Here is a 26,906-nt window from a genome sequence, read left to right on the forward strand (position 1 = left end):
TTTATAAATATATTTATAGAAAAAATCCGCCGTAACCGCCGTAGGGGGCCAGATTTTGTGAAAAACTCCCACGAGGCCAGTGTTTTCAAGGTTTTTCGAGTGGGATAACTTTGTGTAAAAGTGGTAGTTTCGGATGTGAATAACGCGGGGATAAAATTACCGCCATTTTTTCGCAAAAAAGTTGTACACATCTCTCCACATACAATCAACACGTTATACACCAGTAATGTGGAAAACTTTCCTAACCTTGTGGATTAATCTTCTTTTTCAATATATCAATGGTATTTTTTAAGTTATCGTCGGTCTGCAATTCGTTTTCAATCTTTTCGATACCGTGCATAACCGTAGTATGGTCACGGTTTCCGAGAGCTTTTCCAATATTTTTCAGTGGTGTGGAGATAATTTCACGGCAGAGATACATGGAAACCTGGCGTGGCATAACGATTTTTGAATTTCGTTTGTTTCCACTTAAGTCTGCGGGCGTTACTCCGTAATGATCAGCAACAACGGATATGATATAATCCGGTGTAATTATTTTTTTCTCATCCGGAGAAATAATATCTTTCAGTGCCTGTTCGGCAAGTTCAAGAGTAACCTCTTTTTTCTCAAGTTTGGCTCCTGCCATAACCTTATTAAAGGCACCTTCCAGCTCACGGATATTGGATTTGATATTTGTAGCAATATATTTGATAACGTCTTCACTGATGCTGTAACCGTTCATTTCCTCATTTTTATGAAGAATTGCCATTCGAGTTTCGTAATCTGGCAGTGTAATATCTGCGATCAGACCCCATTCGAACCTAGAACGGAAACGTTCTTCCAGAATTTCCATATCTTTCGGAGGTTTATCGGAAGATATGATAATCTGCTTTTTGGCACTGTGAAGGCTGTTAAATGTATGGAAAAATTCTTCCTGAGTGGATTCTTTTCCTATAATAAACTGAATATCATCGACGAGAAGAACATCAATATTTCTGTATTTTTCACGGAATTTGCTCATTGCCGTGTTGTTTCCGTTTCGGATGGTTTCGATCAGTTCATTTGTGAATTCCTCACTGGTTACATAGAGAACCCGGCTGTTTTTGTCGTGTTCCAGTATAAAATGAGCGATGGAATGCATAAGATGCGTTTTTCCGAGACCGGCTCCGCCGTAAATAAACAGAGGATTGTAGGTATCCCCCGGAGATTCGGCAACTGCGAGAGCTGCTGCCTGGGCGAATTTGTTGTTGCTTCCTACAACGAAGGTATCGAAGGTGTATTTTGGATTTAAATGTGCTTCTTCGTAACGTGTATCATGATTCTGTTTATCATAGGAAGGTTTTTTTTCTTCTTCTTTCTTGAGGAGATCTTTTTCCAGAACGAATTGAACTTCGCATTCTTCCATGCCTGTCAGTACACAGATTGTAACCTGGAGAGGTATTTTGTAGCGTTTGGTGATGTAATTAACACCAATGCCTGCCTGCTCAGAGGGAACGGCCACTGTTATCAGATTCCCGTCAACCTCATAAACTTTCAGTGGCTTAAGCCAGGTATTAAAAGGGACATCAGTCACCTCATATTCAGATTTGACAGTTTGCAGGATCTCCTCCCATTTTTCAATAACAGCGTTCATTTTTTCCTCCCATGAGTATTATAATAACCCCAGTCTGCGACTGGAGACAGATATCCTTTTATATATTACAATGAAAATGGTGTTTTCGCAATGGAAAACCTCGAGATTTTGGGGAAAACAATGTGGATAATTTGGGGAAATTACTGTGGATTAGGGTGGAAAATAGTGTATAACTGGCAAATTGGTTTCCATAAGTTGACGTTGTGTGGAAAACACAGAGAATTTATGTGTATAAAATTATCCACTGTCAAAATACCGCAAATAAAGGGATTTTTTGAAGATACTGAAAAAAATAATCCGGAAACAGTGGATAGTTTTGCCGGTAATCCACTAGTTATCCACAAGTTATCCACAAAATGTGGATAATGTTACGTAAACCATAAGCGTAATCCACATATGAGTAAAAAATAAAAACCACGAGGCCGGCGGTATTTTTCAAACCCCTGATTTTATTGGGTTTTTTGCAATTTTCCCTTGACGAAAAGGAGGTTTATTTATATAATTGAAACGATGTTCTGAATGATAAGTTATTTCATAACAATTAAAAATAGATAAAGGAGGTGCTTTACCTATGAAGATGACATTTCAGCCAAAAAAGAGATCCAGAGCTAAAGTTCACGGCTTCAGAGCTCGCATGAGCACAAAGGGCGGACGTAAAGTATTAGCTGCAAGAAGATTAAAAGGAAGAAAACAGTTATCAGCATAAGCTGCAAGACCGCATTTATGTGGTCTTTTCTTCTATCCGGAGAAATATCCGTGCAGACGGAATTTAATTAAGGAGGATTCGTTTGATCAGATCAGAGTCCTTAAAGAAAAATCAAGATTTTAAAGTTGTATATCAGAACGGAACATCATACGCAAATCGGCTTCTGGTGATGTACGTGCTGAAGAATCAGCACAGGAAGAATCGTCTGGGAATATCAGTAAGCAAAAAAGTAGGGAATAGTGTGGTTCGCCACAGACTCACCAGACTGATCAGAGAAAGTTATCGTCTCAACGAAACAGATTTTGACAGTAACCTTGATATTGTAGTAGTAGCGAGAGCTTCTGCCAAGGGCAAAGGCTTTCACGAGATCGAGAGTGCTTTTATGCATCTTGCAAAGAAGCATCATATAACAGGGCATGAACATGATAAAGAAATTTCTGATTAAGATGATAAGACTCTATCAAAAATATATATCGCCGATGAAGAGAACGAAATGTCCTTATATTCCCACATGTTCTCAATATGGTTTGGAAGCAATCGAAAAATATGGCGCATTCAAGGGCAGTCTTCTTGCGGCATGGAGGATTCTGCGATGCAATCCTTTTTCCCATGGAGGCTATGACCCTGTGCCATGAATTATTTTGTGACTGTCTGGCCTTTTCTCGGGCAGGGCAGTTACCATTGGACTTTTACAATTGAATAAGAAGTCTAGGAGGAAATGAATTTGGAACTGTTTTTAGCAACAAAAACCGGAACTCCTATTATCGGACAGATCGCGTCTGTGATGGGATGGATCATGGATGGCATATATAAGATGCTTGACGGCCTGTTCGGAATCCAGAACATTGGTCTTTGTATCATTATCTTCAGTATTCTTATCTTTGCCTTTATGACACCGCTGCAGATCAAGCAGCAGAAATTCTCCAAGTTAAGTGCGATCATGCAGCCCGAGATCCAGAAGATCCAGAAGAAATATCAGGGTAAAAAGGATCAGGACTCCATGATGAAAATGAACGAAGAAACCCAGGCTGTTTATCAGAAATATGGTGTTTCTCCAACCGGTAGCTGTGTACAGTTAGCTATTCAGATGCCTATTCTGTTTGCACTGTATCAGGTTATCTATCGAATTCCTGCTTACGTTGGAAGTGTAAAGAACATTTTTACTGGTGTAGTTGACAACCTGTTAGCTGTAAACGGATACACAGATATCCTGCAGCAGTTTATCACAGACCATTCCATGACACGAGTACGTCTCGTTATGGACAGTGCCGGAAATGCTACAAGTAACTCTATTGTTGATTTTCTGTATGCACTTTCTCCTTCCCAGTGGAAAGAGTTGGCACAGATGGATCAGTTTTCGGGATTTTCTGATGCGATCACAAAAGCATCCGGAAATATTTCCAAGATGCAGGGCTTCTGTGGCCTGAATATCGCAGATCAGCCGCTGTACTATATCATGGAGTTCTTCAAAAATCATGGTTCTCTGTTACTTGCGATCGTAGCACTTCTGATCCCGGTTCTTGCATGGGCAACTCAGATGCTGAACCTGAAGCTTATGCCACAGGCTGCAACACAGCCGGCAGACGGAAATGATCAGGCCAGCGCAATGGCAAACTCCATGAAAACCATGAACATGGTCATGCCTCTGATGTCTGCATTCTTCTGTTTCACATTCCCGGTTGGTCTTGGTATCTACTGGATCGCCAGTGCTGTCGTTCGAAGTGCCCAGCAGTTTGCGATCAATCGTCATCTTGATAAGATGAACATTGATGATCTGGTTAATGAGAATATGAAGAAGATCGAAGCAAAACGTGCGAAGGAAGGACTTCCGCCGCAGAAGATTACCAACCAGGCTCATCAGTCCGCCAAGAATATCAATAAACCTGTAATCAATAAGGGTAACAGCGGAAACAATGGTGCTTCAGACAGAGCACATAAGGTTGATGCAGCTTATGAGAAAGCAAGAAATGCAAAATCAGGCAGCATCACAGCCAAAGCTAATCTCGTAAGAGACTTTGATGAGAGAAATAAGAAGAAATAATCAGGAACGGAGGGGTTCGTAATGGAGGATTACATTCAGTTTTCAGCAAAAACAAAGAATGAAGCTATCACAAAAGCGTGTCTTGAGCTTGGAACTTCCAGTGACCAGCTTAATATTCAGGTTATCAGTGAAGGCAGCTCCGGATTCTTCGGAATCGGCAGCAAACCTGCCATAATTAAAGTTCGCAGAATCGAGCCAGTTTCTGATATGCAGGAGATCGATGATCTGGTAGAGTCCGTGAAACTGGACGCTATCAAAGAAGAGAAGAAATTAGACAAGCCGTTTACTCCAAATGTAAAGAAAGAATCTGCACCGAAAGTAGCTCCTGTAAAGGAGAAGAAACCGGTGAAGACAGAAGCTGTACAGGTGGAGAAAGCATCCGAAGAAGCACCTGTGAAGGCTGCAGCACCGAAGGAAAGACCGGCAAGAGATTTCCAGGGCAAAGCAAAACCAGCACGTGAAAAACAGCCGAGAGCTCCGAAGGAGCGTCAGCCGAAAGAAACACGTGAGAGAGCACCGAAGCAGGGCAGACCGGTAGAAATCCTCAGCGATCCGGAGAAGATCAAAGAAGTTGAGGAGAGAGCAGTCGTATTTCTTCGTGATGTATTCGGTTCCATGGATCTTGGAGAAGTGGAGATCACATCGAAATACAACACTGCAGACGGTTCTCTGGATGTAGATTTTGAAGGTGAGGATATGGGTATCCTCATCGGAAAAAGAGGCCAGACACTGGATTCATTACAGTATCTGACAAGCCTTGTAGTAAACAAAGGCGAATCTACTTATATTCGTGTAAAGCTTGATACAGAGGACTACAGACGCCGCCGTAAAGAAACTCTGGAAAACCTCGCAAGAGGAATTGCCTTCAAGGTAAAGAAAACCAGAAAACCGGTAGTTCTGGAACCGATGAATCCATACGAGAGAAGAATCATCCATGCGTCTCTGCAGGGCAATCGCTATGTAGAGACAGTCAGTGAGGGAGAAGAACCTTACAGACATGTAGTGGTAAAACTGAAACGTAATAATTACTGATTCAGTGGTAAGAATATAAGCCGTATCCCGGAGCGTTAAGCTCTGTGGATGCGGCTTTTTTTCATAAAATCGGAAATTAAAAATTATCATTGCAATCTCCGTAACAATTCTTTATAATCATTGAAGAGCAAATAATAAAAGATATTTCTGCAGCGGACATCCGGAATGCAGAGATCAGCTTTATAAATATGGAAACTGACAGAAGATGTTATTCTAGGTGAAAGCGTGAATAACACGTGTTTTTTGCGTGTAAAAAGCTTTTCCGGGATAACATTTTTGTGTTTAACCGGATAAAGGAGAGTGAAAAATGGAAGAGACAACGATTGCTGCGATTTCCACAGCCATGAGTGCTTCGGGAATCGGGATCGTCAGGATCAGTGGCCCGGAGGCTTTTGAGATCGCATCCAGAGTATACCGTTCCAAAGGTGGAAAAAAATCTCTGAAAAACGTCCCAAGCCATACCATTCATTATGGATATATCTATGATAACGAAGAGATGGTAGACGAAGTGCTGGTTATGGCTATGCGCGGACCACGGACATATACGGGAGAAGACACTATAGAAATCGATTGTCACGGCGGCGTTTTGGCTATGAAAAAAGTACTGGAAACAGTGCTGAAAAACGGAGCCATTATTGCCGAACCAGGAGAATTTACCAAGCGAGCATTCCTCAATGGAAGGATTGATTTATCCCAGGCAGAAGCCGTTATGGACGTAATACAGTCCAAAAATGAGTACTCATTAAAGAATTCTGTAGGCCAGTTAAAAGGATCAGTCCGAAAAACCGTACAGAAAATCAGAGAAAAATTACTGTACCATATAGCGTACATTGAATCAGCATTGGACGACCCGGAGCACTATGATCTGACAGGATATTCCGAAGAATTAGAGCAGATTGTAGCAGAAGAAAAAGAAAAAATACAGAATCTGTTAAAGACATCCGGAGACGGAAAAATTATCCAGGAAGGCATCCGGACAGTAATCCTGGGCAAGCCAAACGCAGGAAAATCCTCCCTGCTGAATCTGCTCCTGGGAGAAGACAGAGCCATCGTAACTGACATCGCAGGAACCACAAGAGATGTCCTGGAAGAGTACATCAACCTGCACGGAATCACATTAAAGATTGCCGACACAGCAGGAATCCGTCAGACCGAAGACATCGTAGAGAAAATCGGCGTATCCAAAGCCAAAGAAATGGCAGCAGACGCAGACCTGATTCTCTATGTTGTAGATTCCTCCGTACCGCTGGATGAAAACGATGAAGAGATCATAAAAATTTTGCAAGAGAAAAAGACAATTGTCCTCTACAGCAAGACAGATCTTAAATCTGCTATAGATATAGAAGATTTAAAGAGCAGAATAAACCAGCCAGTGATCCCGATTTCCGCAAAAGAAGAAACAGGAATCACAGACCTGGAAGAAAAAATCAGGGAAATGTTCTTCAGTGGGGAGATAAACTTCAATGATGAAGTATATATCACCAATGAACGGCACAGACAGGAGCTTTTAAAAGCGCAGGAGAGTCTTTCTCTGGTAGAGAACAGTATAGAGAGCGGAATGCCGGAGGATTTTTATTCCATAGATCTGACAGATGCGTATGAGAGTTTGGGACGGATTCTTGGAGAATCGCTTGGGGAAGACCTTGTTAATGAAATATTCTCTAAATTTTGTATGGGCAAGTAGTTCCCACGTGGGTTGCGTGAGTACGCAGGGACTTGGCTATGCATATGCATAGGCTGCGGAAACCCGCAGAGGTACTTCACATTGGAATGTGAGAAAACCGCAAAGGGGCACAAGGCCGCGCCCCTCTGCACACCCCAGGGCCTTTTTTTATAAAGTGCAGCGATTGTAGAACGCGGAAAGTTACTAACTTATGCCTGTATGCTTCTGTACTGGCAATTCAACATTGAGCCGAAATGTGACAAACAGGAAGTATTACAAAAAATATCGAAAACCCCGCAGACGTGCCACCGCACGTCGAGAGCCTCGTTGCAGCTACACTGCAACAATCGGCACAGCGTTCCACATCCAACACCGAAGCATACAGACAAAAGTCGATAAAGTCACACCGACCACAATCGAAGCACTCACCCCCATATCGGCACAGCGCCCCACATCCAACACCGAAGAATACAAAAACAAGCCAACACGGTCACACATCCCCACGACCAAGAAATTTTCAAAAAAAAGCCCGAGGGGTGTGCAGAGGGGCCATGGCTTTATGGCCCCTTTGCGGTTTTCCTTAGCTTCCCAAAGCCAAAAACCCAGGCCCCTTGCCAAGGAAGAAAAACATACATTACAAAATAAACATAACAAAAACAGAAATAAAAAAGAAATAAAGGAGAAAAAGCATGAAAAATCTGGAACAGTTTTTCGACATCATAGTAGTAGGCGCCGGCCACGCAGGCTGCGAAGCATCACTGGCATGCGCCCGCTTAGGGCTCAATACCGTCATGTTCACAGTCAGCGTAGACAGCATCGCTCTGATGCCCTGCAACCCCAACGTAGGCGGCAGTTCCAAAGGCCATCTCGTCCGCGAACTGGACGCCCTCGGTGGAGAAATGGGCAAAAATATAGACAAAACATTCATCCAGTCCAAAATGCTCAACCAGTCCAAAGGCCCTGCAGTCCATTCTCTCCGTGCCCAGGCCGACAAACAGGCTTACAGCACCGAGATGCGAAAAACTCTGGAAAACACAGAAAACTTAACTATCCGCCAGGGCGAAGTAACAGAACTTCTGGTAGAAGATAACCACATCACCGGTGTAAAAACCTTTTCAGGAGCCACCTACCACGCAAAAGCCGTAGTTCTCTGTACAGGAACCTACCTCAAGGCCCGCTGCATCTACGGCGATGTCAGCAACTACACAGGACCAAACGGCCTTCAGGCAGCCAACTATCTCACGGATTCTCTGAAAAAACTGGGAATCGAAATGTTCCGCTTCAAAACAGGAACCCCTGCCAGGATCGCCGGAAACACCATCGATTATTCCAAAATGGAAGAGCAGTTCGGAGACAAAAGAGTCGTACCGTTCTCCTTCTCCACAGACCCGGAATCCGTACAGATCGAGCAGAAATCCTGCTGGCTGACCTACACAAACGAAAAAACACACGAGATCATCCGCGCAAACCTGGACAGATCCCCTCTTTATTCCGGAATGATCGAAGGAACCGGTCCGCGTTATTGCCCGTCCATCGAAGATAAAGTCGTCCGTTTTGCAGACAAAAAACGCCATCAGGTATTCATTGAGCCAGAAGGCCTTTACACAAATGAAATGTACATCGGAGGAATGTCCAGCTCCCTTCCGGAAGATGTCCAGTACGAAATGTACCATTCCGTACCAGGCCTGGAGCATGCCAAGATCGTGAAAAATGCCTACGCCATTGAGTATGACTGCATCAATCCACGCCAGCTCTACCCGACACTGGAATTCAAAAAGATCAAGGGCCTTTTCAGCGGCGGACAGTTTAACGGAAGCTCAGGATACGAGGAAGCAGCCGCTCAGGGTCTGATCGCAGGAATCAACGCAGCCATGGAAGTAAAAGGAAAAGAACAGCTGATCCTGGATCGCTCCGAGGCATATATCGGCGTTCTCATCGATGATCTGGTAACAAAAGAAAACCATGAGCCGTACCGAATGATGACAAGCCGCGCCGAATACCGCCTGCTGCTCCGTCAGGACAATGCAGACCTCCGTCTCCGCAAAAAAGGCTGGGAGGTTGGCCTGATCGATGATGAGACATACCATAAACTGCAGGAAAAAGAACGAATGATCCATGAAGAGATCGAGAGAGTAGAACATACGACTGTAGGCGGTTCTGCAGAAGTACAGAGCCTTCTGGAATCTCAGGGAAGTACATTGCTGAAATCAGGAACCACCATTGCAGAGCTGATCCGCAGACCGGAACTTAACTATAAAATGCTTGCACCGATTGATAAAGAAAGACCGGAACTTCCAGAAGATGTATGTGAGCAGGTAGAGATCAACATCAAATATGATGGCTATATCCGCCGCCAGATGAAACAGGTGGAGCAGTTCAAAAAACTGGAGCAGAAAAAAATTCCGGAAGACATTGATTATGAAGATGTAGGAAGCCTCCGCATTGAAGCACGTCAGAAACTAGAGGCTTACAGACCGGTATCCATCGGCCAGGCATCCCGAATCTCCGGCGTATCCCCGGCAGATATCTCTGTACTTCTTGTATACCTGGAAAGCAAAGCCGGACATAAACATTGATAACATTCTGAATAATGAAAACATAAAAAACAAAGAATAAGAGAGGAAACTGCATGTACAATTTAGAAATCCTGGAAAAAGGCTGCGAAGAACTTGGAATTACTCTTAATGACACGCAGAAAAATCAGTTTATCCAGTTCTACGAATTCCTTGTAGAAAAAAATAAAGTCATGAACCTGACCGGTATCACAGAATTTGACGAGGTTCTCGTGAAACATTTCCTGGACAGCCTCTGCTGCGTCAAAGCCGTAGATATGAGCAAGGTAAAAACTGTCATGGATATCGGAACCGGTGCCGGCTTCCCGGGAGTTCCCCTGAAGATCGCCTTTCCGGAAGTGGAAGCCTGCCTTCTGGACTCCCTGAATAAGAGAGTAAAATTTCTGGAAGAAACCTTTGCGCTTCTTGGACTTGATGGAATCTCCGCCATCCACGGAAGAGCTGAAGAATTTGCAAAAAACAAAGCCTACAGAGAAAAATACGATCTCTGCGTATCCAGAGCAGTATCCGGCCTTGCAACCCTGTCCGAATACTGCCTCCCATATGTAAAAGTCGGAGGACTTTTTGTCTCCTATAAATCCGGCTCAGTAAAGGAAGAAGCCGAAGCGGCGGAAAAAGCAGTAAAAATCCTCGGTGGAAAGATCCGAGACATTCAGTACTTCGACCTTCCAGGCTCCGAGATCAGCCGTTCCTTGGTCATCATCGAGAAGATAAAAAACACTCCAGGTAAATATCCGAGAAAAGCCGGAACACCGCTTCGGGAGCCGCTGGCATAACAAAACATTATTACTCAGAAAATGTAATCTCCTGTCAAACAAAGTCAAGATTTGTCCGACAGGAGATTTTTTTGCCCATCGGTTTCACAAAATTATCACAAAGTTATCCTACTTTTATCACAAATTACTCTTACACTATACAATGATAGAGATGCCCCTGGATTCCCCCATTCTCTGTTTCATCCAGGGGCATTTTCTATTGTAAAGATGCTTAAAGGAGGAGAGTAAAGTGATCGAAGTAAGTAATCTGGTCAAAAAGTATGGCGATCATACTGCCGTTGACCATCTTTCCTTTCAAATCGAAAAGGGGAAAATTTACGGATTCCTGGGACCAAACGGTGCAGGAAAATCAACAACAATGAACATGATCACAGGGTACATTGCTTCCACAGAGGGAAAAGTAATGATCGATGGTCATGATATTCTGGAAGAACCGGAGGCAGCCAAGAAATGCATCGGCTATCTGCCAGAAATGCCGCCACTCTATTTTGACATGACTGTTCTTGAGTACATGAAATTTGCGGCTGATCTGAAAAAAATCCCAAGAAACCAGAAAGACAAACAGATAAAAGAAGTCATGGATATGGTAAAGATCACAGACATGAAAGATCGTCAGATCAAAAACCTTTCCAAAGGTTATCGCCAGAGAGTCGGCCTTGCACAGGCAATCCTGGGATATCCGGAAGTAATCATTCTGGATGAGCCGACCGTAGGACTTGATCCGAAGCAGATCATCGAAATCCGTGATCTGATCAAAAGCCTGAAGCAGAAACATACAGTTATTTTAAGTTCCCATATCCTTTCCGAGGTAAGAGCTGTATGCGATTATGTTCTGATCATTTCTCACGGAAAACTGGTAGCCAGTGATACGCCGGATAATCTGGAACGTTTGGCAGCTGGTTCCAACAGTCTCCTTATGAAAATAAAAGGCGAGAAAGACACCATCCGAAAAGGCCTGGAAACCATCGAAGGAGTTACCGGTGTGGAAATGTCCTACGACAGCGATGAAGAGCTGTGGAAAACAAAACTCTCCGTTCAGGAAAATGTGGACATCCGGGAAAAAGTCTTCTATGCCATGGCAAAAGCAAACTGCCCGATCTACGAGATGCAGGTTAAGAGAGTTTCTCTTGAGGATGTATTCCTTGAACTCACCGAAGGAGAAAAAAAGAAAACCACCGGAAACCCGGAGAAATCACAGTGGAAACCGGTAGAAGATAAATCTGAGGAACCGGAGAAAACTTCTGATGAGAAAGAGGGGGATCAGTCATGACAGCAATTTTTAAAAGAGAACTGAAAAGCTATCTGACCTCCATGGTTGGATATCTCTTCATATTTTTTGTCCTGGTGCTGACCGGAATTTATTTTTCTGCATATCAGCTCTCAGGTGGTTACTCAAAGTTTGAATATACATTAAGCGCACTGACCTTTGTGTTTCTGATCGGTGTGCCGATTCTTTCCATGCGTGTACTCGCAGAAGAACGCAAACAAAAAACCGATCAGCTTCTTCTGACAGCGCCGGTATCCGTATGGGATATCGTATTTGGAAAATACCTTGCACTGGTAGCAGTGTTTGCTATTCCGGTTGTGATCATGTGCTTTTATCCGCTGATCATGAGTAAATTCGGAACAGTAGCATATGCTTCTGCATACACCGGAATCCTGGGATTTTTCCTTTTGGGATGTGCCAATCTGGCAATCGGTGTATTTATGTCAGCACTTACAGAAAGTCAGGTAATTGCAGCAGTACTTACTTTTGTGTTCCTGTTTTCTTTTTATATGATGAATGGAATTTCTTCCTTCTTCTCACAGACTTCCATGTCAACCGCAGTAGCATTTGGACTTCTGATCGTGGCAATCGCAATTATTATTTATACCATGATCAAAAATGTTCTGATTTCTGCAGTGATCGGTGTTGTGGGAGAAATAGCCCTTGTGATCGTATACGTTATAAAATCCAGTATTTTCCAGGGCGGTATCCAGAAAGTACTGAACGTATTTAACCTGAGCGGACATTATGAAAACTTTACAAACGGTGTGTTTGACGTGACAGGAATTGTTTATTTTATTTCTGTCGTTGCAATCTGCCTGTTCCTTACCATGCAGTCCATTCAGAAGAGACGCTGGAACTAGGGGGTGAATGGAAATGAAATTCAGTGAAAAATTCAAGAAAAATAAAGGCGAGTCAGTTACAACAGAAACTGCACAGGATTCCGGTAAAAAGAAACATAAACCAGATCCGAAAAAACTGGTAGGTACCATCAGCAAAAAGCACATCAAAAACGGTTCCTACAGTATGGCTATGGCAGCAATCTTTATCGTGATCGTGGTTGTGATCAATATGATCGTTGGTGCAATCCCATCCAAATATTCACAGCTGGATGTAAGTTCATCCAAGCTTTACACCATCGGTGATGAAACTAAGAAAGTGCTGAAAGCGCTGGATAAAGATGTTACCATTTATCAGATTGCTCAGAGTGGTTCTGAGGATGATACGATTTCCAATCTTCTGAAACGTTATGAAGATGAGTCCAAACATATTAAAGTTGAGGTAAAAGACCCGGTTGTAAATCCGAAATTTGCATCTGAATATACAACCGATGATCTCTCTTCAAACAGCCTGATTGTAGTTTGCGGAGACAGAAACAAAGTTATCAATTACAACGACATGTATTCTACTTCTGTAGATTATAATACCTGGCAGCAGACAACAACAGGTTTTGATGGTGAGGGACAGATCACAAGTGCTATCGGATATGTAACATCGGAAGATCTGCCAATCCTGTATACTTTATCCGGACATGGGGAAAAGGATCTGGATTCTAACTTTAAAGAAGATATCCAGAAAGCCAATATTGATATCAAAGAGCTGAATCTTCTTACCGAAGGAAAAGTTCCGGATGATGCGGACTGCCTGATAATCGTATCTCTGACCAGTGATATTTCTGAGGAAGAAAAAATAGAAATCCTGGATTATCTGGAGGCAGGCGGAAAGGCCATGATCTTCTCTGATTATACACAGGAAGATCTGCCGAACTTCGATGCAGTTCTTGAAAATTACGGTGTAAAACGAGCCGAGGGAATTGTATTTGAGGGTGACAATCAGCATTATGCGATGCAGATGCCATATTATCTGGTACCGACTGTTAACAGCACAGACGCAAGCTCTGAGACAGCTTCTGCAGGATCTTACGTACTGGCACCATACGCACAGGGCATCCAGAAAACAGATGATGTAAGAGACACCGTAACCATCAACAGCATTCTTACAACTTCCGATCAGGCTTATTCTAAGACCAACATGCAGAGCAGCAATATTGAAAAAGAAGATGGCGATGTAAATGGTCCGTTTGATCTTGGTGTGGCAATCACTGAGACATTAGATGATGACAAAGAAACACAGATTGTTTATTACTCCACAGCAAACCTGATGGAGAGCCAGGTAGACCAGATGGTATCCGGTGGAAATGAGAAACTTCTTCTGGAATCCTTAAACTGGATGACCAGTACAGATGACAGCAATTCCGTTTCCATTCCGTCCAAGAGCCTTCAGTCTACAAGCCTGACAGTAACCGATTATGATGCAGCTTTCTGGAAGATCTGTACTATCGGTCTGATCCCGGGAGTGTTCCTTGTTGCAGGATTTTTGATCTGGCTTAAGAGGAGAAAAGCATAATGAAAAAATCAACCAAACTTGTTTCTGCTGTTGTTGTTCTGGCAGTTCTCGGCGGTGTTTATGTAGGATTAAATACCTATGTGTCCAAAGAAGAACAGACAGAGAGCAGCAGTGAAGAGGAAAACAAAACCGAAGTGTTTTCCGTGAAAACAGAAGATATCAAGTCTCTGGAATTTATTGTGGATAAAAAGGAAACCACCTTTGAGAAAAAAGATGATTCCTGGGTAAAAAAAGATGAGACTGATTTCCCTGTAAATCAGACAACTCTGGATTCTGCAGCTTCCGCCATTGAAACGGTGGAAGCGGACAGAGTCTTGGAAAATGTAGATAATCTTACGGAATACGGACTGGATTCCCCGTCCAATACAATAACCGTTGATACCAGTGATGGTACAACGAAATTCAATATTGGAGATGAAAATACTTCCACAAATCAGTATTACATTACAAAAGATGACGATGACAGTACGGTTTATGTGGTAGCGGCATCTACCGTTACTCCGTTTATGGATTCTCTTTATGATTATGCACAGGGAGAAGATTTCCCGACGATTGATTCTTCCACAGTGAAAAAAGTGCAGGTCAGCGAAGATAAAGATTCCTACGTTCTGGAAGAAAATTCCGATGGAGCTACTTGGGATGTTTCCAGTGATGGAAGCAGTGATAAAGAAACAGCAGATACGACGGCAGCAGGAAATGTAACTTCCGGACTTGGAAATTTTGCGTTTGACCAGTTTGTAGACTACAATGCGGAAGATCTTTCCAAGTATGGCCTGGATAATCCGTATGCGACGATTACAGTGGATTATCAGGAAGAGGTGGAGGACACCAGCTCAGATTCCTCTGAAAGCGATTCTACGGCTTCTGAGAGCGATTCTAAAGATACACAAGGTGATGAGGCAGACAGTACGGATGCTTCCGACGACAGCAGCTCTTCTGAAGACACCAAGACAACTACAGTAGATAAACAGCTTGTTATCTACGTTGGTGATGAAGCCGGAGATGGCAGCAGATATGTAACTGTAGATAACAAACAGATTTATACAATGTCCACAGATACATTGAGTGCGGTTATTGATAAGACACCATCGGATCTCTGGTCCCTGATTGTGAATTATCTTTCTGTAAAAAATCTGGATCAGCTTCAGGTTACTTACGGCGGTACAACAAATACTGTAAATGTTTCACGTGAAACAACAACAGACGATGACGGTAATGATAAAGAGACAACAACCTATCAGCTGGATGGAGAGGACATAGAAAGTACAACCTTTACAACCTTCTATAACAAGCTGACAAATATGGCAGGACAGAAGAGGCTGACAGATACCTACACCCCGGCAACAGATCCGGAGATGACAGTTGTATTTACAGACTCTGACAAGAACCAGACAACCGTTACCTTCTACACATATGATACAAACTATTACGCAGCTGTCGTTGGAAACAAAGTATTCCTTGTAAACAAAATGACAGTAAAGGAAATGTTTAATGCATATGAAACTATGGTAAATGGTGAAACAAAAACAGAAGCCACAGCAACACCAACTGCTGAGGCGAAATAGAAAATAATACAAAAAAAACCTGTACAGTGGTTTCAGCCCACCGTACAGGTTTTTTTGTGTTATGTCCAACAGAAGGTTCGGGGGAGCTTCTGTCAGTTACATGTTAGTTAAGCAAGACCTCTTTCTTCCAGCCAGTCGAAGAGAACAACTTTTTCTGCTTTCTTTCTCTTGGCCATGTGATTGAACTGAAGGATTGTCAGGATCGTGAAGATCACAAACAGTACAGCCAGTACAATTACGGAAGTAGTAATGCTTCTGCCACCACTGATTGTTGCACGGAATGCATCAACGGTGTAAGTGAATGGCAGGTATGCGTGAATCTTTGAAACAAATTCAGGAGAAATCTCAACCGGATAAGTACCGGCAGATCCTGCAAGCTGAACGACCATGAATACCAGCATCAGGAAGCTTCCTACTTTACCAAGTGTGATGTTAAAGAAATACATCATGGATGTAAAGGTCATTGCTGCGAGGCAGGCGAAGAGGACTGTCTTGCCCATCTCAACAGGGGTGAATCCGTTAAATGCATGTAACAGAAGGATCAGACAAATTGCCTGAAGGATTGCTACCGGATAAAGTACGGAAGCTTTGCTTGCCCACCATGCAAAACCGGATTTCAGTTTGCCTTTATACTGAGCCAGAGGATACATCAGGCAGAATGCCAGTGCACCGACCCAGAGGCCTACAGACATCATATAAGGTGCCATTGCGTGTCCGTTATTCGGAACGTCGGTAAGTTTTGTTTCATCGCTCACAACTGGTGTTGCGAACATCTTGATTGTCTCGTCACTTGCTGAATTATCTTTTACAGTTTTAGCTCCATCGCTGAGGCTTGTAGTCAGTGTTTCGGAACCATCTTTCAGCTCTTTCACGCCATTTCCAAGTTTCTTGGAACCATCATACAGCTGTGAAGAACCACTCTGAATCTGAAAAGCACCATCTGCCAGTTGTTTTGCACCACTGTTCAGAGTGCTGTTATTGCTTACAAGTTTCTTGGTACCAGTATAAAGAGTAGTAGTACCGCTTGCTAATGTTTTGGTGCCATTTGCAAGAGTAGTAGCACCGTTTGAAAGTGTTTTAGCTCCATTGGAAAGCTGGTTGGTACCGCTGGTAAGAGCGGAGCTGTTTGCTGCCAGTTTTGCAACACCATCTGTGTAAGTTTTGATTCCTGCTGTCAGTGTTTCAGAACCATCGGCAAGCTGACCTGCACCGGATTTCACCTGTGGAAGTGCGCTTGTGATCTGTTTTCCGGCTGCTTTCAGATTCTTAGCTCCAGAAGTAAGTTTCTTATCGTTAGCAGTTAATGTATCGAATCCTTCATTCAGTGCCTTGATTCCGGCAGCTGCCTGTGGGAAAGATGTTGTGCTTGTTTCCAGTGTCTGAAGACCTGCGGAAACCTGCTGGGTTCCGGCATTTACAGCTTTAGATCCAACATAGAGTTTATTTACTCCTGCGGAAAGCTGAGCGATCAGATCAGACGGAACTGCTGGGATCTGGCTTGCACCTGCGGCCATTTTTTCTGCACCCGCATTCATGCTGGCTGCACCCTCTGTCATGGAAGCTGCGCCTTTGGAAAGACTGTCTGCGCCAGCAGTAAGACCATTGGAGATTGCGCTCAGTCCGGTTGCTGCTTCGTTAAGCTTTGAAACAGTAGCATTCAGACTTTCCTGAGTGGAGGAGAGCTGACTGGATACACCGGATACTAACTGTGAAGCCTGTTCGGAATAGCTGTTCATATAAGAACCATCTACACCGGACATTCCACCAGCTGCATCGTTCAGTGCACCGATTACTTCGCTAAGGCTTTCAGCAGAAACTGTTCCATCTTCAGAAGCGGATGCCTGAATAGCCTGAAGTGCAGCTGCAGCATTGCTCATGCTCTGCTGTGCAGTACTTATTGTTGTGTTTGCTTCTGTAAGCTTTTCGGTAGTTGTCTGTTCATAGCCTGTGAGAAGATCATTGATCTGCTGTCCAACCTGTGAGAACTGTGCGCCTGCATTCTGTACTGCAGGAATCAGCTCGTTGGAAATGCTGGAACTGGTCTGGCTGGTAATGCCTGCTGCCTGATTGATATATCCAGCAGCGTTGTTGATTCCGTTTGCTGCATCTGTCATACCATTAGCGGCTGTTGTCATGCCATCTGCTGCATCATTCATGCCCTGTTTTGCAGAGGCAAGACCGGCAGATAAGGTTTTGATAGATTCATCAGTAGTGCTGTCCTTTAAGGAAGAAACTGTATCATTGAGATCTTTCAATCCGTTTTCCAGCTGCTGGGTTCCGGATACAAGAGACTGAGATTTGTCACTGCCCTTTGTAACCGCCTGATTCAGCTGAGAAATACCATTGGAAACATCTCCAAGTTTTTCCAGACCGGAAAGCTGTTTTGCACCAGCTGCCAGCTGTTCTGCACCTTCTACATAAGCAGTTGTTCCATCTGCAAGAGTGTTAGCGCCACTTACATACTGTGTAGTACCACTGGAAAGAGTATTAATACCTTCGCTCAGTGCTTTTGCACCGGATTCCAGACTGCTTGCGCCACTTTTCAGTGCATCGGAATTTTCGTTAAGTTCGTCAACACCTGCGGTATACTGCTGAACACCTTTATCTAGGGTATCAACGCCTTCTGTCAGTTCCGGAACTTTTTCTGTAAGAGTGGCAACACCGCTGTTCAGCTGTTTTGCACCATCATCCAGACTTTTTGCTCCGTCGTTGACCTGTGCTACACCGTCGGTGTATGTCTTAAGTCCTTCGGTAAGGCTGTCAGCGCCGCTTACGAATGTAAGAGTACTGGTGGAAAGCTTCTTCAGGTTTTTGGTAATGGTTTTATTACCATCGGCAACTGTACTTAAACCGTCTTCGATTTTTCCGGATCCGTCAGCTGCTTCCTGCATTCCGTCACCAGCTTCTGAGATAGAATCAAAAACGGTTTCGGTGTAGGTTTCAGTAACCTGTGATGCAATGTTGTCACGAAGTTTCAGGATCGCGGTTTCACTGAGCTTGGAAGCTATGTAGTTGGTTCCTGGGTTGGTCTGATAGCTCAGCTCCATCTGTTTTGGATTATCATCCATTACTGTAGAAGCATTTGCGGAGAAGTCTTCCGGAATGGTAATAACCATGTAATAGGTTCCGTTTGCCAGACCGTCCTCTGCTGTCTTACTGTCTACAATGTTGAATGCCATTGAGTCGTTGTCTTTCAGCTCATCCGCCATATCCTTACCTATACTTAGCGTCTTGCCATTGTACTCAACTGGTTTATCTTCGTTTACCACAGCCACCGGCAGGTTATCCACGCTTCCGTAAGGATCCCACATGGATTTCAGAAACAGGCCTGCATAGATGATCGGGATAACGATGATTGCGATTACAACGATAAGCATGAGCTTATTGCGAAGTAAGCTTTTCCATTCGTTTTTGATCATTTTACCTATCCCTTTCTTATTAAATTTTTTGTATTTATAGTTTGCAGCGTTCCGGTTAATGATTACATCAGGGCAGATTCTGAAAAAATTCTTCCTGATGTAAAGATTTTCTGGATTACTACAGTTGATTAATCAAACTTTATTCCAGTAATGGTATTGGACTCTATTAATCACTCTTGACTCTATTAATAGTTCTTAAATCCATTATCAAACAAAGTGTTGATTTTCTTTACGTGATGTATTATACTAAACACATACCACAGATACAACCATTAAATATTTGCGGAATGTACATTAATAGACATATATTGAATATTTATCTATAACACAATAAAATCTACAAGATAGACAAATAACAGCTATTTTTTACAGGAATGATTGGGGGAAATTTGAAATGGCGGAAAAAGTTGACAGAAGAGTACGAAAAACGAAAGCACAGCTTCGTGCAGGACTGGCTCGCCTTATGCAGAAGAAGAGCATTAAAGAGATTACCGTGAAAGAACTTGTCGAGGAAGTGGATATTAACCGTTCGACGTTTTATCTTCATTATACAGATATCTATCAGATGCTTGAGTCTATTGAGGCGGAATTGATGGATGAGGTTTCTCATCTGGTAGCGGATTATCCTCTGGATCCTATTAATAATAAGGAGAGTTCTTATCCGTTTATTGAGCAGATTTTTACGATTCTGGACAATAATAAGGATATTTGTATTGCACTTCTCGGAAAGAATGGCGACATGGCGTTCGTCAGTCGGATTGAAAAGTTAATTGCAGATACAGTTCTGCATCGCCTGTCTATTCGTCTGCCGAAGGATAACCGTGACATTGAGTATGCGTATGCTTTTTGCCTGAATGGATGTGTAGGAATGATTAAAACATGGCTTTCTTCTGAAAATCAGGAATCTACACAGCATATGGCAGAACTGACACATAAGTTGATTGATAATACAACGCATATGTATTTAGAACAGGCTTTGAGATAGTAGAAGCTTTGATGTTTCACGTGAAACAGTAAATAAAAAATGAAATAAGAAAATAGAGGCTATATAATTGCTATAAAATTATATAACCTCTATTTTTTTATGAAATCTTATGAATGTTTTTTTATAAATATTTTCTGGATTTACAGGAAAATAGATACCTGCTCCAGAAAATGCTCCGGATCTTCAAGGTGAGGAAGATGTCTGGTTTCGGGGATTACAGCAGTCTCGATGGAAGAATTCAACTTCTGATATTCTTCGGCAATAAGAGAAGCGGAAGCTTCTTTTTCACCGGAAACAATATAAATGCAGGCATCAGAAGATTCTACAGCATTATTAATACTGATGTTGAGATATTTTCCAATATAGCTGGAGTACAGATATTTGGCATTGGAACCGCCTTTATGAGCGGACTCATAATAAGTATCGACCAGTATATCTGTCACGTGGAACGGATTATAGAATAATTGTTCCATGAAAAAACTGCTGATAGTTTCACGTGAACATGCGATATGATAGATCAATGTTCCGAAAACAGGGAATTCGATCAGGCGTTTGAATAATTTATTATCCTCACAAGGTGCCTGTTTCAGAGAACTGAGGCTTGGCGGATTGACAAGCATAATTTTTCGGAAATAATCGGAATTATTACGGTATGCCATAATTACAAAGGATCCGGAAAAGCCGCTGGCAATAACATCTGTTTCCTGCTGAATAACATTTTTAGCGAAATCGCAAAGTAATTGAGCATATACAAAATTGGTATAAGTAATATCCGGTTTTTCTGAGCGGCCGCATCCGAGAAGGTCTAATGTGTAGACGGTATGTTCTGTCGCAAGCTGCTTTTCAACGGAACTCCATTCATATCCGGATGCTCCTGGCATCATATCGTGAACAAGAAGGAGCGGAGAACCATGTCCCTGCTTAGTATAGTGGATTTTTCCAAAACGCCAGTCATAGGTTTTGCTATGTGGCTGTTCCAGCATGTCTTTAAGCTGTGATGTAGCATCTATAAAACGGTTGGCAATATGAATGACTCCTGCGGCTGTGCCTAATAAAGCTACAAGTGTAAATAGTTTGTGTCCATTTTTCTTCATTAAAAGCCTCCTGAAATTCGTACAAAGTGATCAGGGAAAATATACTGCTTTATGCGCTAAAACTTCACTGATCTAATGTGTTTTGTCTGAATATTTCTTTGCTTTATTATACGCTATTGAGGGGGATTTTACAATGCTTTTGTAGACTGGGAGAAGAAAGGTGAAATGTGAACAGTAATATGTGAAACACAATAGAAAAGAAACAATTTTATGAGTTTTACAATGTATGTTTCACGTGAAACACACATTGTAAATACATGGCTGTAAATAATATTACACAGATTATACAGGATTTCCAAGAATGATATTGATTAAAGTTTTATTGAGCATAATTGTCCGATTCCAGGGATTAATAATTACTCCTTCAATAGATGGTTCCTCCAGTGCGGAATAAAAAAGTTTGTCAATATCGGCGGTAAAAGTAGACATGATCTGGTTACTGCCTTTTAATTCTTCGTCAAAGCTGGTAAAAGCAGCCCACCATTGTTTTCCGTCGCTGGTTTTTATGGCCTGAAGATTGATTATTCCATCACCTTTGGGTGGTTCTACTGCGATGATCAGCTGAGCACGCTCTTTCGTTCTGCGACGAATTACAGTAAGAACGTGCGCCAGCATTTCTTCTGTAGCGTCCTGCTGGAGAGCAGCGATTGCAGTTTCGATTTTGTCATTTCCCTGAAGCGTTTTATCTAATTGGGCCTTTGCCTGATCGTGGTTAATTGGATTCATGATAGAAATATTCCTTTCAATATAGATAGATTGTTAATGGTTGTATTATAGCATTTCCGGAAATAGAGCGGCAAGATTAAGTTAAATGCAAATATGCATGCTTTTATGGATGAGGGTGTGAGGAAGGAAATGTAGAAAGAAAATATATATGTCCAATATATCGGACTTTTCTGTGAGAAAGAAAAATAAAAGAAGAGATATGACAAAACATAAAGGTTTAACGCTAAAAATAGCATAAAAGTACGATTTATAGTACTATAATAATATTAATGTACGATTTATAGTACATATATAAAAATGTACAAAAATCCCCTAATACCAATATGTGCACCTGCACACACCAAAAATGCAACAAATACTACCGTTTTTATTGCAAATACCTTATGAATAAGGACCTGAATGGGCGACGGTACAAAAAAGTCCTTTTTATTTCTGAAATGGCACAATTAAAGGGAATTTTTTTAATATTTTATGCGGCTGTACGTCTTAAATATGCTGCTGTAATGGTGCATGTAGGTCCTAAATATAGCTATTTTGATAAAAAAATCCTTTTGATGATGGATTTGAGGCTTATATATAGAGAAGAAAAGGTACTTTGAGCTGCCTGAAAGATCAGTTTGGACAAATCAGAAGAGCTTCAGATGGAGATTTTGAGACCGATAAGCTATGAATGGAGAGATACTGGCAGGCAAATGCCTTGGGTATGACTGAAAAAAATATAAATACGCCGCTTCGCGGCGTATAACCAGGATAAAAAGATGACACAAAATGAAACTTTGCTGTCTGAAATAAGAAGATGACAAATGTTTTTCACAAGATATAAATTCAACTATATTGCGCTTGTAATGACTATAAAATAAGCATTTTTAATACTTTATAGTTTCTATATATTATATAAAAATGACAAAAACAGCAAAAATCAGACGTCTCTAAAATACGCCAAAATTCGCTGTTTCATTTTGCTATATGACAAAATGCGCCGATATATTTCCTGAAACGGTACCCAAAAATCTTTCACAACATTTCGCTCTTCATCGTAATATCAATTGGTTTTACTTCCGCCCTGAAAAGAAAATAAGCGACGTTTGAGTACCCCGATGTATAAGAGCAGGTCCCCACCCACTGTTTATTGCTTTTCGTAACCCCGCAGGGGATTTCCCTGATTCGGTTAAAGGGTGATAAATCTTAGACTATATACGCCGAGAAAAGAGGAGTGATTGATGATAACAAGATATGAAATAATCGTATTTATAACAGAACAGGTTCTGGAGTAAGAACCGTGTATTGCAAGAGCAGTTTAAGAGCCCTGAAGTTTGGGTATACTACACAATAAATAAAATAATTCAAAACCCATTTTCTATTGTTTCACGTGAAACATTATGTGGCGGTTTAAAAATAAAAGTGTTATAATGGTATCCAATGAGTAAAAATCCCTTAAAAAATACAAAAAAGGAGGGGTAAAATGGGACGAATCATTGCAGTTGCCAATCAGAAAGGCGGGGTTGGAAAGTCAACAACGGCAATTAATTTATCGGCCTGCCTTGCTGAAAAAGGGAAAAAGGTTCTTGCCATTGACATAGATCCGCAGGGAAATACCACAAGTGGACTTGGCGTGGACAAGAATGCAGTAGAAAATACCCTTTACGAGCTGCTGCTTGGAGAAGCAGAGACCAAAGATACCATTATAAAAAACGTAGTAGATAATGTTGACCTGATACCATCGAATATGAATCTTTCCGGTGCTGAGATTGAGCTGGTAGATCTTGAGGATAAGGAATATATCCTGAAAAAGATTACTGACAAACTGCGTCGGAAATATGATTACATAATCATGGATTGTCCGCCGTCACTGAGCATGCTGACAATCAATGCCCTGACGGCGGCAACTTCTGTTCTGGTGCCGATTCAGTGTGAATATTACGCACTGGAAGGTCTGTCACAGCTGATACATACCATCGAACTGGTGAGAGACAGATTGAATAAACGTCTGAAAATCGAAGGCGTGGTCTTCACCATGTATGATGCCAGAACAAATCTGTCACTCCAGGTTGTAGAGAATGTAAAAGAAAACCTGGATCAGAATATATACAAAACGATTATTCCGAGAAATGTACGACTTGCAGAGGCTCCAAGCTATGGAAAACCAATTAACCTGTACGATTCAAGATCTACAGGAGCAGAAAGCTACCGTCTTCTGGCAGAAGAAGTTATCAGCAGGGAGGGCGAATAATGGCTGCAAGAAAAACAGGAGGCCTTGGAAGAGGTCTGGATGCACTGATTCCTAATAAAGCCGGCGGACCGTCAAAGGAAACCGCAAAAAGGACAAGATCCACAGTTAAGAAAGAAAAAACAGAAGCACAGGAAAAACCTGCGGCAGAACGTCTTGTAAAAATTTCCAGTGTGGAGCCGAATCTGAATCAGCCGAGAAGGCATTTTGATGAGGACGCACTGATGGAGCTTTCTGAATCGATCAAGCAGTATGGAGTTCTTCAGCCACTGCTGGTATCAGATAAGAAGGATTATTTTGAGATCATAGCAGGGGAACGTCGCTGGAGAGCAGCCAAGATGGCTGGACTTAAGGAAGTTCCGGTTGTGGTAAAGGAGTTTACAGATCAGGAGATTGTGGAAATTTCTCTGATTGAGAATATTCAGCGGGAAGATCTGAACCCTATAGAAGAAGCAATGGCCTACAAACGTCTGATGGAAGAGTTTCACCTGAAACAGGATGAAATCGCAGACAGAGTTGCCAAGAGCAGAACCGCGGTAACCAATTCCATGCGTCTTCTGAAGCTTACTTCAAAAGTGCAGGAAATGGTGATTGCAGATATGATTTCTGCAGGCCATGCAAGAGCACTTCTGGGAATTTCCGATGAAACCCTTCAGGAAAATACAGCCATGAAGGTTTTTGACGAGAAACTCAGTGTCCGTGAGACGGAAAAACTTGTAAAAAATCTGGTTTCCCCGGCAAAAAAAGAGAAAACAGAGAGAAATACCGCAGAGGATGCCATTTATGAAAGCCTGGAAGAAAAAATGAAAGGCATCATGGGAACAAAGGTATCCATTCAGCGAAAGAAAAACAACAAAGGCAAAATTGAAATTGAATATTATTCCAGGGATGAACTGGAGAGGATCATTGATCTGTTCGAATCTATCAGATAGGAGGCAGAATGAGCGGAATTTTTGAAAGCATAGGAATTGATTCCGGGATTGTGATCATTATTTTGCTGATCCTTACCATCATTCTTCTGATTAATGTGGTGAGCAGCAATATGCGTCTGAGCCGTCTGGAACGGAAGTACAAACTGTTCATGAGAGGCGGAGATGCACAGTCACTGGAAAAAGTTTTTGTAAGAAAATTTGCACAGATCGACCGGCTGTATGAGGCAAAGGAAGATCATGATCATGACATCAGCTTTATCAAAAAAAATCTGAATGTAATGTTCAGCAAATATGGTGTTGAGAAGTATGATGCTTTTGATGATGTAGGTGGAAAACTTAGTTTTGCGCTGGCGTTTCTTGATAAGAATAACACAGGTTTGATCCTGAATGCGGTTCACAGCCGTGACAACTGTTTTCTTTATTTAAAGGAGATTGTAAAAGGTGAATCCTATGTTGTCCTCAGTCAGGAAGAAGTGGAAGCTTTGAGAAAAGCCGTAAACTTTGGACTTGGTGAGATCGAGAAAGAATAAAAATTACAAAAATAAGAATATTTTTAATACAGGAGGAATATCATGTTAGACATTAAGTTTGTGAGAGAGAATCCGGAGGTTGTAAAACAGAATATCCGCAATAAGTTCCAGGACAGCAAACTGGAGCTGGTTGACAAGGTTCTCGAACTTGATAAAGAAAACAGAGAGATTAAGCAGGAGGTTGAGGCTCTCCGTGCTGAGAGAAACAAGATCTCCAAACAGATCGGTGCTCTTATGGGCCAGGGAAAAAGAGAAGAGGCAGAAGAGGTTAAAAAGCAGGTTGCTGCATCCGGAACCCGTATTGAGGAACTTTCCCAGAGAGAGAAAGAGGTTGAGGAAGAGCTTCTGAAAGACATGATGGTAATCCCGAACATCATCGATCCGTCTGTACCGATCGGTAAAGATGACAGCCAGAACGTAGAGATCGAGAAATTCGGTGAGCCGGTTGTTCCGGATTTCGAAGTTCCGTATCATACAGATATTATGGAGAGCTTTGACGGAATCGACCTTGACAGCGCAAGACGTGTTGCAGGTAACGGATTCTATTATCTGATGGGAGACATCGCTCGTCTTCATTCCGCAGTAATTTCCTACGCAAGAGATTTCATGATCAACCGTGGATTTACTTACTGTGTACCGCCTTTCATGATCAGAAGCAACGTTGTTACAGGCGTTATGAGTTTCGCTGAGATGGACGCTATGATGTATAAGATCGAGGGTGAGGATCTTTACCTGATCGGTACAAGTGAGCATTCCATGATCGGTAAATTCATCGACCAGATCATTCCGGAGGAAGAGCTTCCGAAGACACTTACAAGCTATTCTCCATGCTTCCGTAAAGAGAAAGGTGCTCACGGACTTGAGGAGAGAGGTGTTTACCGTATCCATCAGTTCGAGAAACAGGAGATGATCGTTGTCTGCAAGCCAGAGGAGAGCAAAATGTGGTTCGACAAACTGTGGCAGAACACTGTAGATCTGTTCCGTTCTCTTGATATTCCGGTTCGTACACTTGAGTGCTGCTCCGGTGATCTCGCTGACCTTAAAGTAAAATCCCTCGATGTTGAGGCATGGTCCCCACGTCAGAAGAAATACTTCGAGGTAGGAAGCTGCTCCAACCTTGGTGATGCACAGGCACGTCGTCTGAAAATCCGTGTAAACGGCAAAGATGGTAAGAAATATCTTGCACATACATTAAATAACACAGTAGTAGCACCTCCGAGAATGCTCATCGCTTTCCTGGAGAATAACCTGAATGCAGACGGTTCTGTAAGCATTCCAAAAGCTCTGCAGCCATACATGGGCGGTATGACAAAGATTGAGAAAAAGACACGCGCGTAAGAGAAACGCAGGCT

The 26,906-nt window shown here is 42.3% G+C and carries 22 protein-coding genes; 18 read left to right on the forward strand and 4 right to left on the reverse strand.

Annotated features, from left to right (window positions below):
* Positions 1-241 precede the first annotated feature (241 nt).
* Positions 242-1,612 carry a chromosomal replication initiator protein DnaA gene (gene dnaA, locus KQI39_RS08010; protein WP_173762167.1) on the reverse strand — a complete coding sequence of 457 codons (1,371 nt, stop codon included), beginning with the start codon at positions 1,610-1,612 and terminating at the stop codon, positions 242-244.
* Positions 1,613-1,702: 90 nt separating this feature from the next.
* Between dnaA and KQI39_RS08015 the strand changes: the two genes are divergently transcribed.
* From KQI39_RS08015 to KQI39_RS08075, 13 genes are all read left to right on the forward strand, one after another.
* Positions 1,703-1,978: a hypothetical protein gene (locus KQI39_RS08015; protein WP_173762166.1), complete on the forward strand. Its 276-nt coding sequence runs from the start codon at positions 1,703-1,705 to the stop codon at positions 1,976-1,978.
* Positions 1,979-2,183: 205 nt separating this feature from the next.
* Entirely contained in the window at positions 2,184-2,318 is a 135-nt protein-coding gene (gene rpmH, locus KQI39_RS08020; protein WP_005423866.1) for a 50S ribosomal protein L34, read from the forward strand.
* Between the two features lie 82 nt (positions 2,319-2,400).
* Positions 2,401-2,763, forward strand: a complete 363-nt coding sequence (rnpA, locus tag KQI39_RS08025) for a ribonuclease P protein component (RefSeq protein ID WP_173762165.1) — start codon at positions 2,401-2,403, stop codon at positions 2,761-2,763.
* Positions 2,741-2,953, forward strand: a complete 213-nt coding sequence (yidD, locus tag KQI39_RS08030; RefSeq protein ID WP_015526553.1) for a membrane protein insertion efficiency factor YidD — start codon at positions 2,741-2,743, stop codon at positions 2,951-2,953. The genes rnpA and yidD overlap by 23 nt, the downstream gene beginning before the upstream one ends.
* A gap of 89 nt (positions 2,954-3,042) precedes the next feature.
* Positions 3,043-4,359: a membrane protein insertase YidC gene (gene yidC, locus KQI39_RS08035; protein WP_330653994.1), complete on the forward strand. Its 1,317-nt coding sequence runs from the start codon at positions 3,043-3,045 to the stop codon at positions 4,357-4,359.
* Between the two features lie 21 nt (positions 4,360-4,380).
* Entirely contained in the window at positions 4,381-5,391 is a 1,011-nt protein-coding gene (gene jag / locus KQI39_RS08040) for an RNA-binding cell elongation regulator Jag/EloR (protein ID WP_216417697.1), read from the forward strand.
* Positions 5,392-5,698: 307 nt separating this feature from the next.
* Positions 5,699-7,075 carry a tRNA uridine-5-carboxymethylaminomethyl(34) synthesis GTPase MnmE gene (gene mnmE / locus KQI39_RS08045; protein ID WP_148445706.1) on the forward strand — a complete coding sequence of 459 codons (1,377 nt, stop codon included), beginning with the start codon at positions 5,699-5,701 and terminating at the stop codon, positions 7,073-7,075.
* Positions 7,076-7,743: 668 nt separating this feature from the next.
* The gene (gene mnmG, locus KQI39_RS08050; RefSeq protein ID WP_216417699.1) at positions 7,744-9,630 is read left to right on the forward strand and encodes a tRNA uridine-5-carboxymethylaminomethyl(34) synthesis enzyme MnmG; all 1,887 of its coding nucleotides are present in this window, start codon (positions 7,744-7,746) and stop codon (positions 9,628-9,630) included.
* A gap of 53 nt (positions 9,631-9,683) precedes the next feature.
* Complete coding sequence (gene rsmG / locus KQI39_RS08055) at positions 9,684-10,403, forward strand: 16S rRNA (guanine(527)-N(7))-methyltransferase RsmG (protein WP_216417701.1); 720 nt, start codon at positions 9,684-9,686, stop codon at positions 10,401-10,403.
* A gap of 229 nt (positions 10,404-10,632) precedes the next feature.
* Positions 10,633-11,673 (forward strand): ABC transporter ATP-binding protein, encoded by a 1,041-nt coding sequence (locus KQI39_RS08060; protein WP_216417703.1) that lies wholly within the window; start codon positions 10,633-10,635, stop codon positions 11,671-11,673.
* Complete coding sequence (locus tag KQI39_RS08065; protein WP_216417705.1) at positions 11,670-12,533, forward strand: ABC transporter permease subunit; 864 nt, start codon at positions 11,670-11,672, stop codon at positions 12,531-12,533. Before KQI39_RS08060 ends, KQI39_RS08065 begins: the two co-directional genes overlap by 4 nt.
* 13 nt (positions 12,534-12,546) lie before the next feature.
* The gene (locus KQI39_RS08070; RefSeq protein ID WP_216417707.1) at positions 12,547-14,076 is read left to right on the forward strand and encodes a GldG family protein; all 1,530 of its coding nucleotides are present in this window, start codon (positions 12,547-12,549) and stop codon (positions 14,074-14,076) included.
* The gene (locus tag KQI39_RS08075; RefSeq protein ID WP_216417709.1) at positions 14,076-15,641 is read left to right on the forward strand and encodes a DUF4340 domain-containing protein; all 1,566 of its coding nucleotides are present in this window, start codon (positions 14,076-14,078) and stop codon (positions 15,639-15,641) included. The genes KQI39_RS08070 and KQI39_RS08075 overlap by 1 nt, the downstream gene beginning before the upstream one ends.
* Before the next feature lie 107 nt (positions 15,642-15,748).
* Here the strand turns inward: KQI39_RS08075 and KQI39_RS08080 are convergent, their stop codons facing one another.
* A complete protein-coding gene (locus tag KQI39_RS08080) occupies positions 15,749-19,060 on the reverse strand; it encodes a YhgE/Pip domain-containing protein (protein WP_216417711.1) in 3,312 nt (1,103 codons plus the stop codon).
* A gap of 394 nt (positions 19,061-19,454) precedes the next feature.
* Here KQI39_RS08080 and KQI39_RS08085 point away from each other — a divergent pair, with 394 nt between their 5' ends.
* The gene (locus tag KQI39_RS08085) at positions 19,455-20,045 is read left to right on the forward strand and encodes a TetR-like C-terminal domain-containing protein (RefSeq protein ID WP_148445690.1); all 591 of its coding nucleotides are present in this window, start codon (positions 19,455-19,457) and stop codon (positions 20,043-20,045) included.
* A gap of 140 nt (positions 20,046-20,185) precedes the next feature.
* Here KQI39_RS08085 and KQI39_RS08090 read toward each other — a convergent pair whose 3' ends face one another.
* The gene (locus KQI39_RS08090) at positions 20,186-21,139 is read right to left on the reverse strand and encodes an alpha/beta fold hydrolase (protein ID WP_216417713.1); all 954 of its coding nucleotides are present in this window, start codon (positions 21,137-21,139) and stop codon (positions 20,186-20,188) included.
* Positions 21,140-21,421: 282 nt separating this feature from the next.
* Complete coding sequence (locus KQI39_RS08095) at positions 21,422-21,865, reverse strand: SseB family protein (RefSeq protein ID WP_216417716.1); 444 nt, start codon at positions 21,863-21,865, stop codon at positions 21,422-21,424.
* A gap of 1,462 nt (positions 21,866-23,327) precedes the next feature.
* Between KQI39_RS08095 and KQI39_RS08100 the strand changes: the two genes are divergently transcribed.
* From KQI39_RS08100 to serS, 4 genes are read left to right on the forward strand one after another with little or no spacing between them, the layout of a single operon-like run.
* Positions 23,328-24,095: a ParA family protein gene (locus KQI39_RS08100; RefSeq protein ID WP_118071877.1), complete on the forward strand. Its 768-nt coding sequence runs from the start codon at positions 23,328-23,330 to the stop codon at positions 24,093-24,095.
* Positions 24,095-25,024, forward strand: coding sequence for a ParB/RepB/Spo0J family partition protein (locus tag KQI39_RS08105; RefSeq protein WP_021976384.1), 930 nt, complete (start codon positions 24,095-24,097; stop codon positions 25,022-25,024). Before KQI39_RS08100 ends, KQI39_RS08105 begins: the two co-directional genes overlap by 1 nt.
* 8 nt (positions 25,025-25,032) lie before the next feature.
* Positions 25,033-25,554: a DUF4446 family protein gene (locus KQI39_RS08110; protein WP_216417718.1), complete on the forward strand. Its 522-nt coding sequence runs from the start codon at positions 25,033-25,035 to the stop codon at positions 25,552-25,554.
* Between the two features lie 42 nt (positions 25,555-25,596).
* Positions 25,597-26,892, forward strand: coding sequence for a serine--tRNA ligase (gene serS, locus KQI39_RS08115; protein WP_021976386.1), 1,296 nt, complete (start codon positions 25,597-25,599; stop codon positions 26,890-26,892).
* The last annotated feature ends 14 nt before the right edge of the window (positions 26,893-26,906 follow it).

Origin of the sequence: Blautia sp. MSJ-36, from assembly GCF_018917985.1 — a bacterium.
Classification (GTDB): Bacteria; Bacillota; Clostridia; order Lachnospirales; family Lachnospiraceae; genus Blautia_A.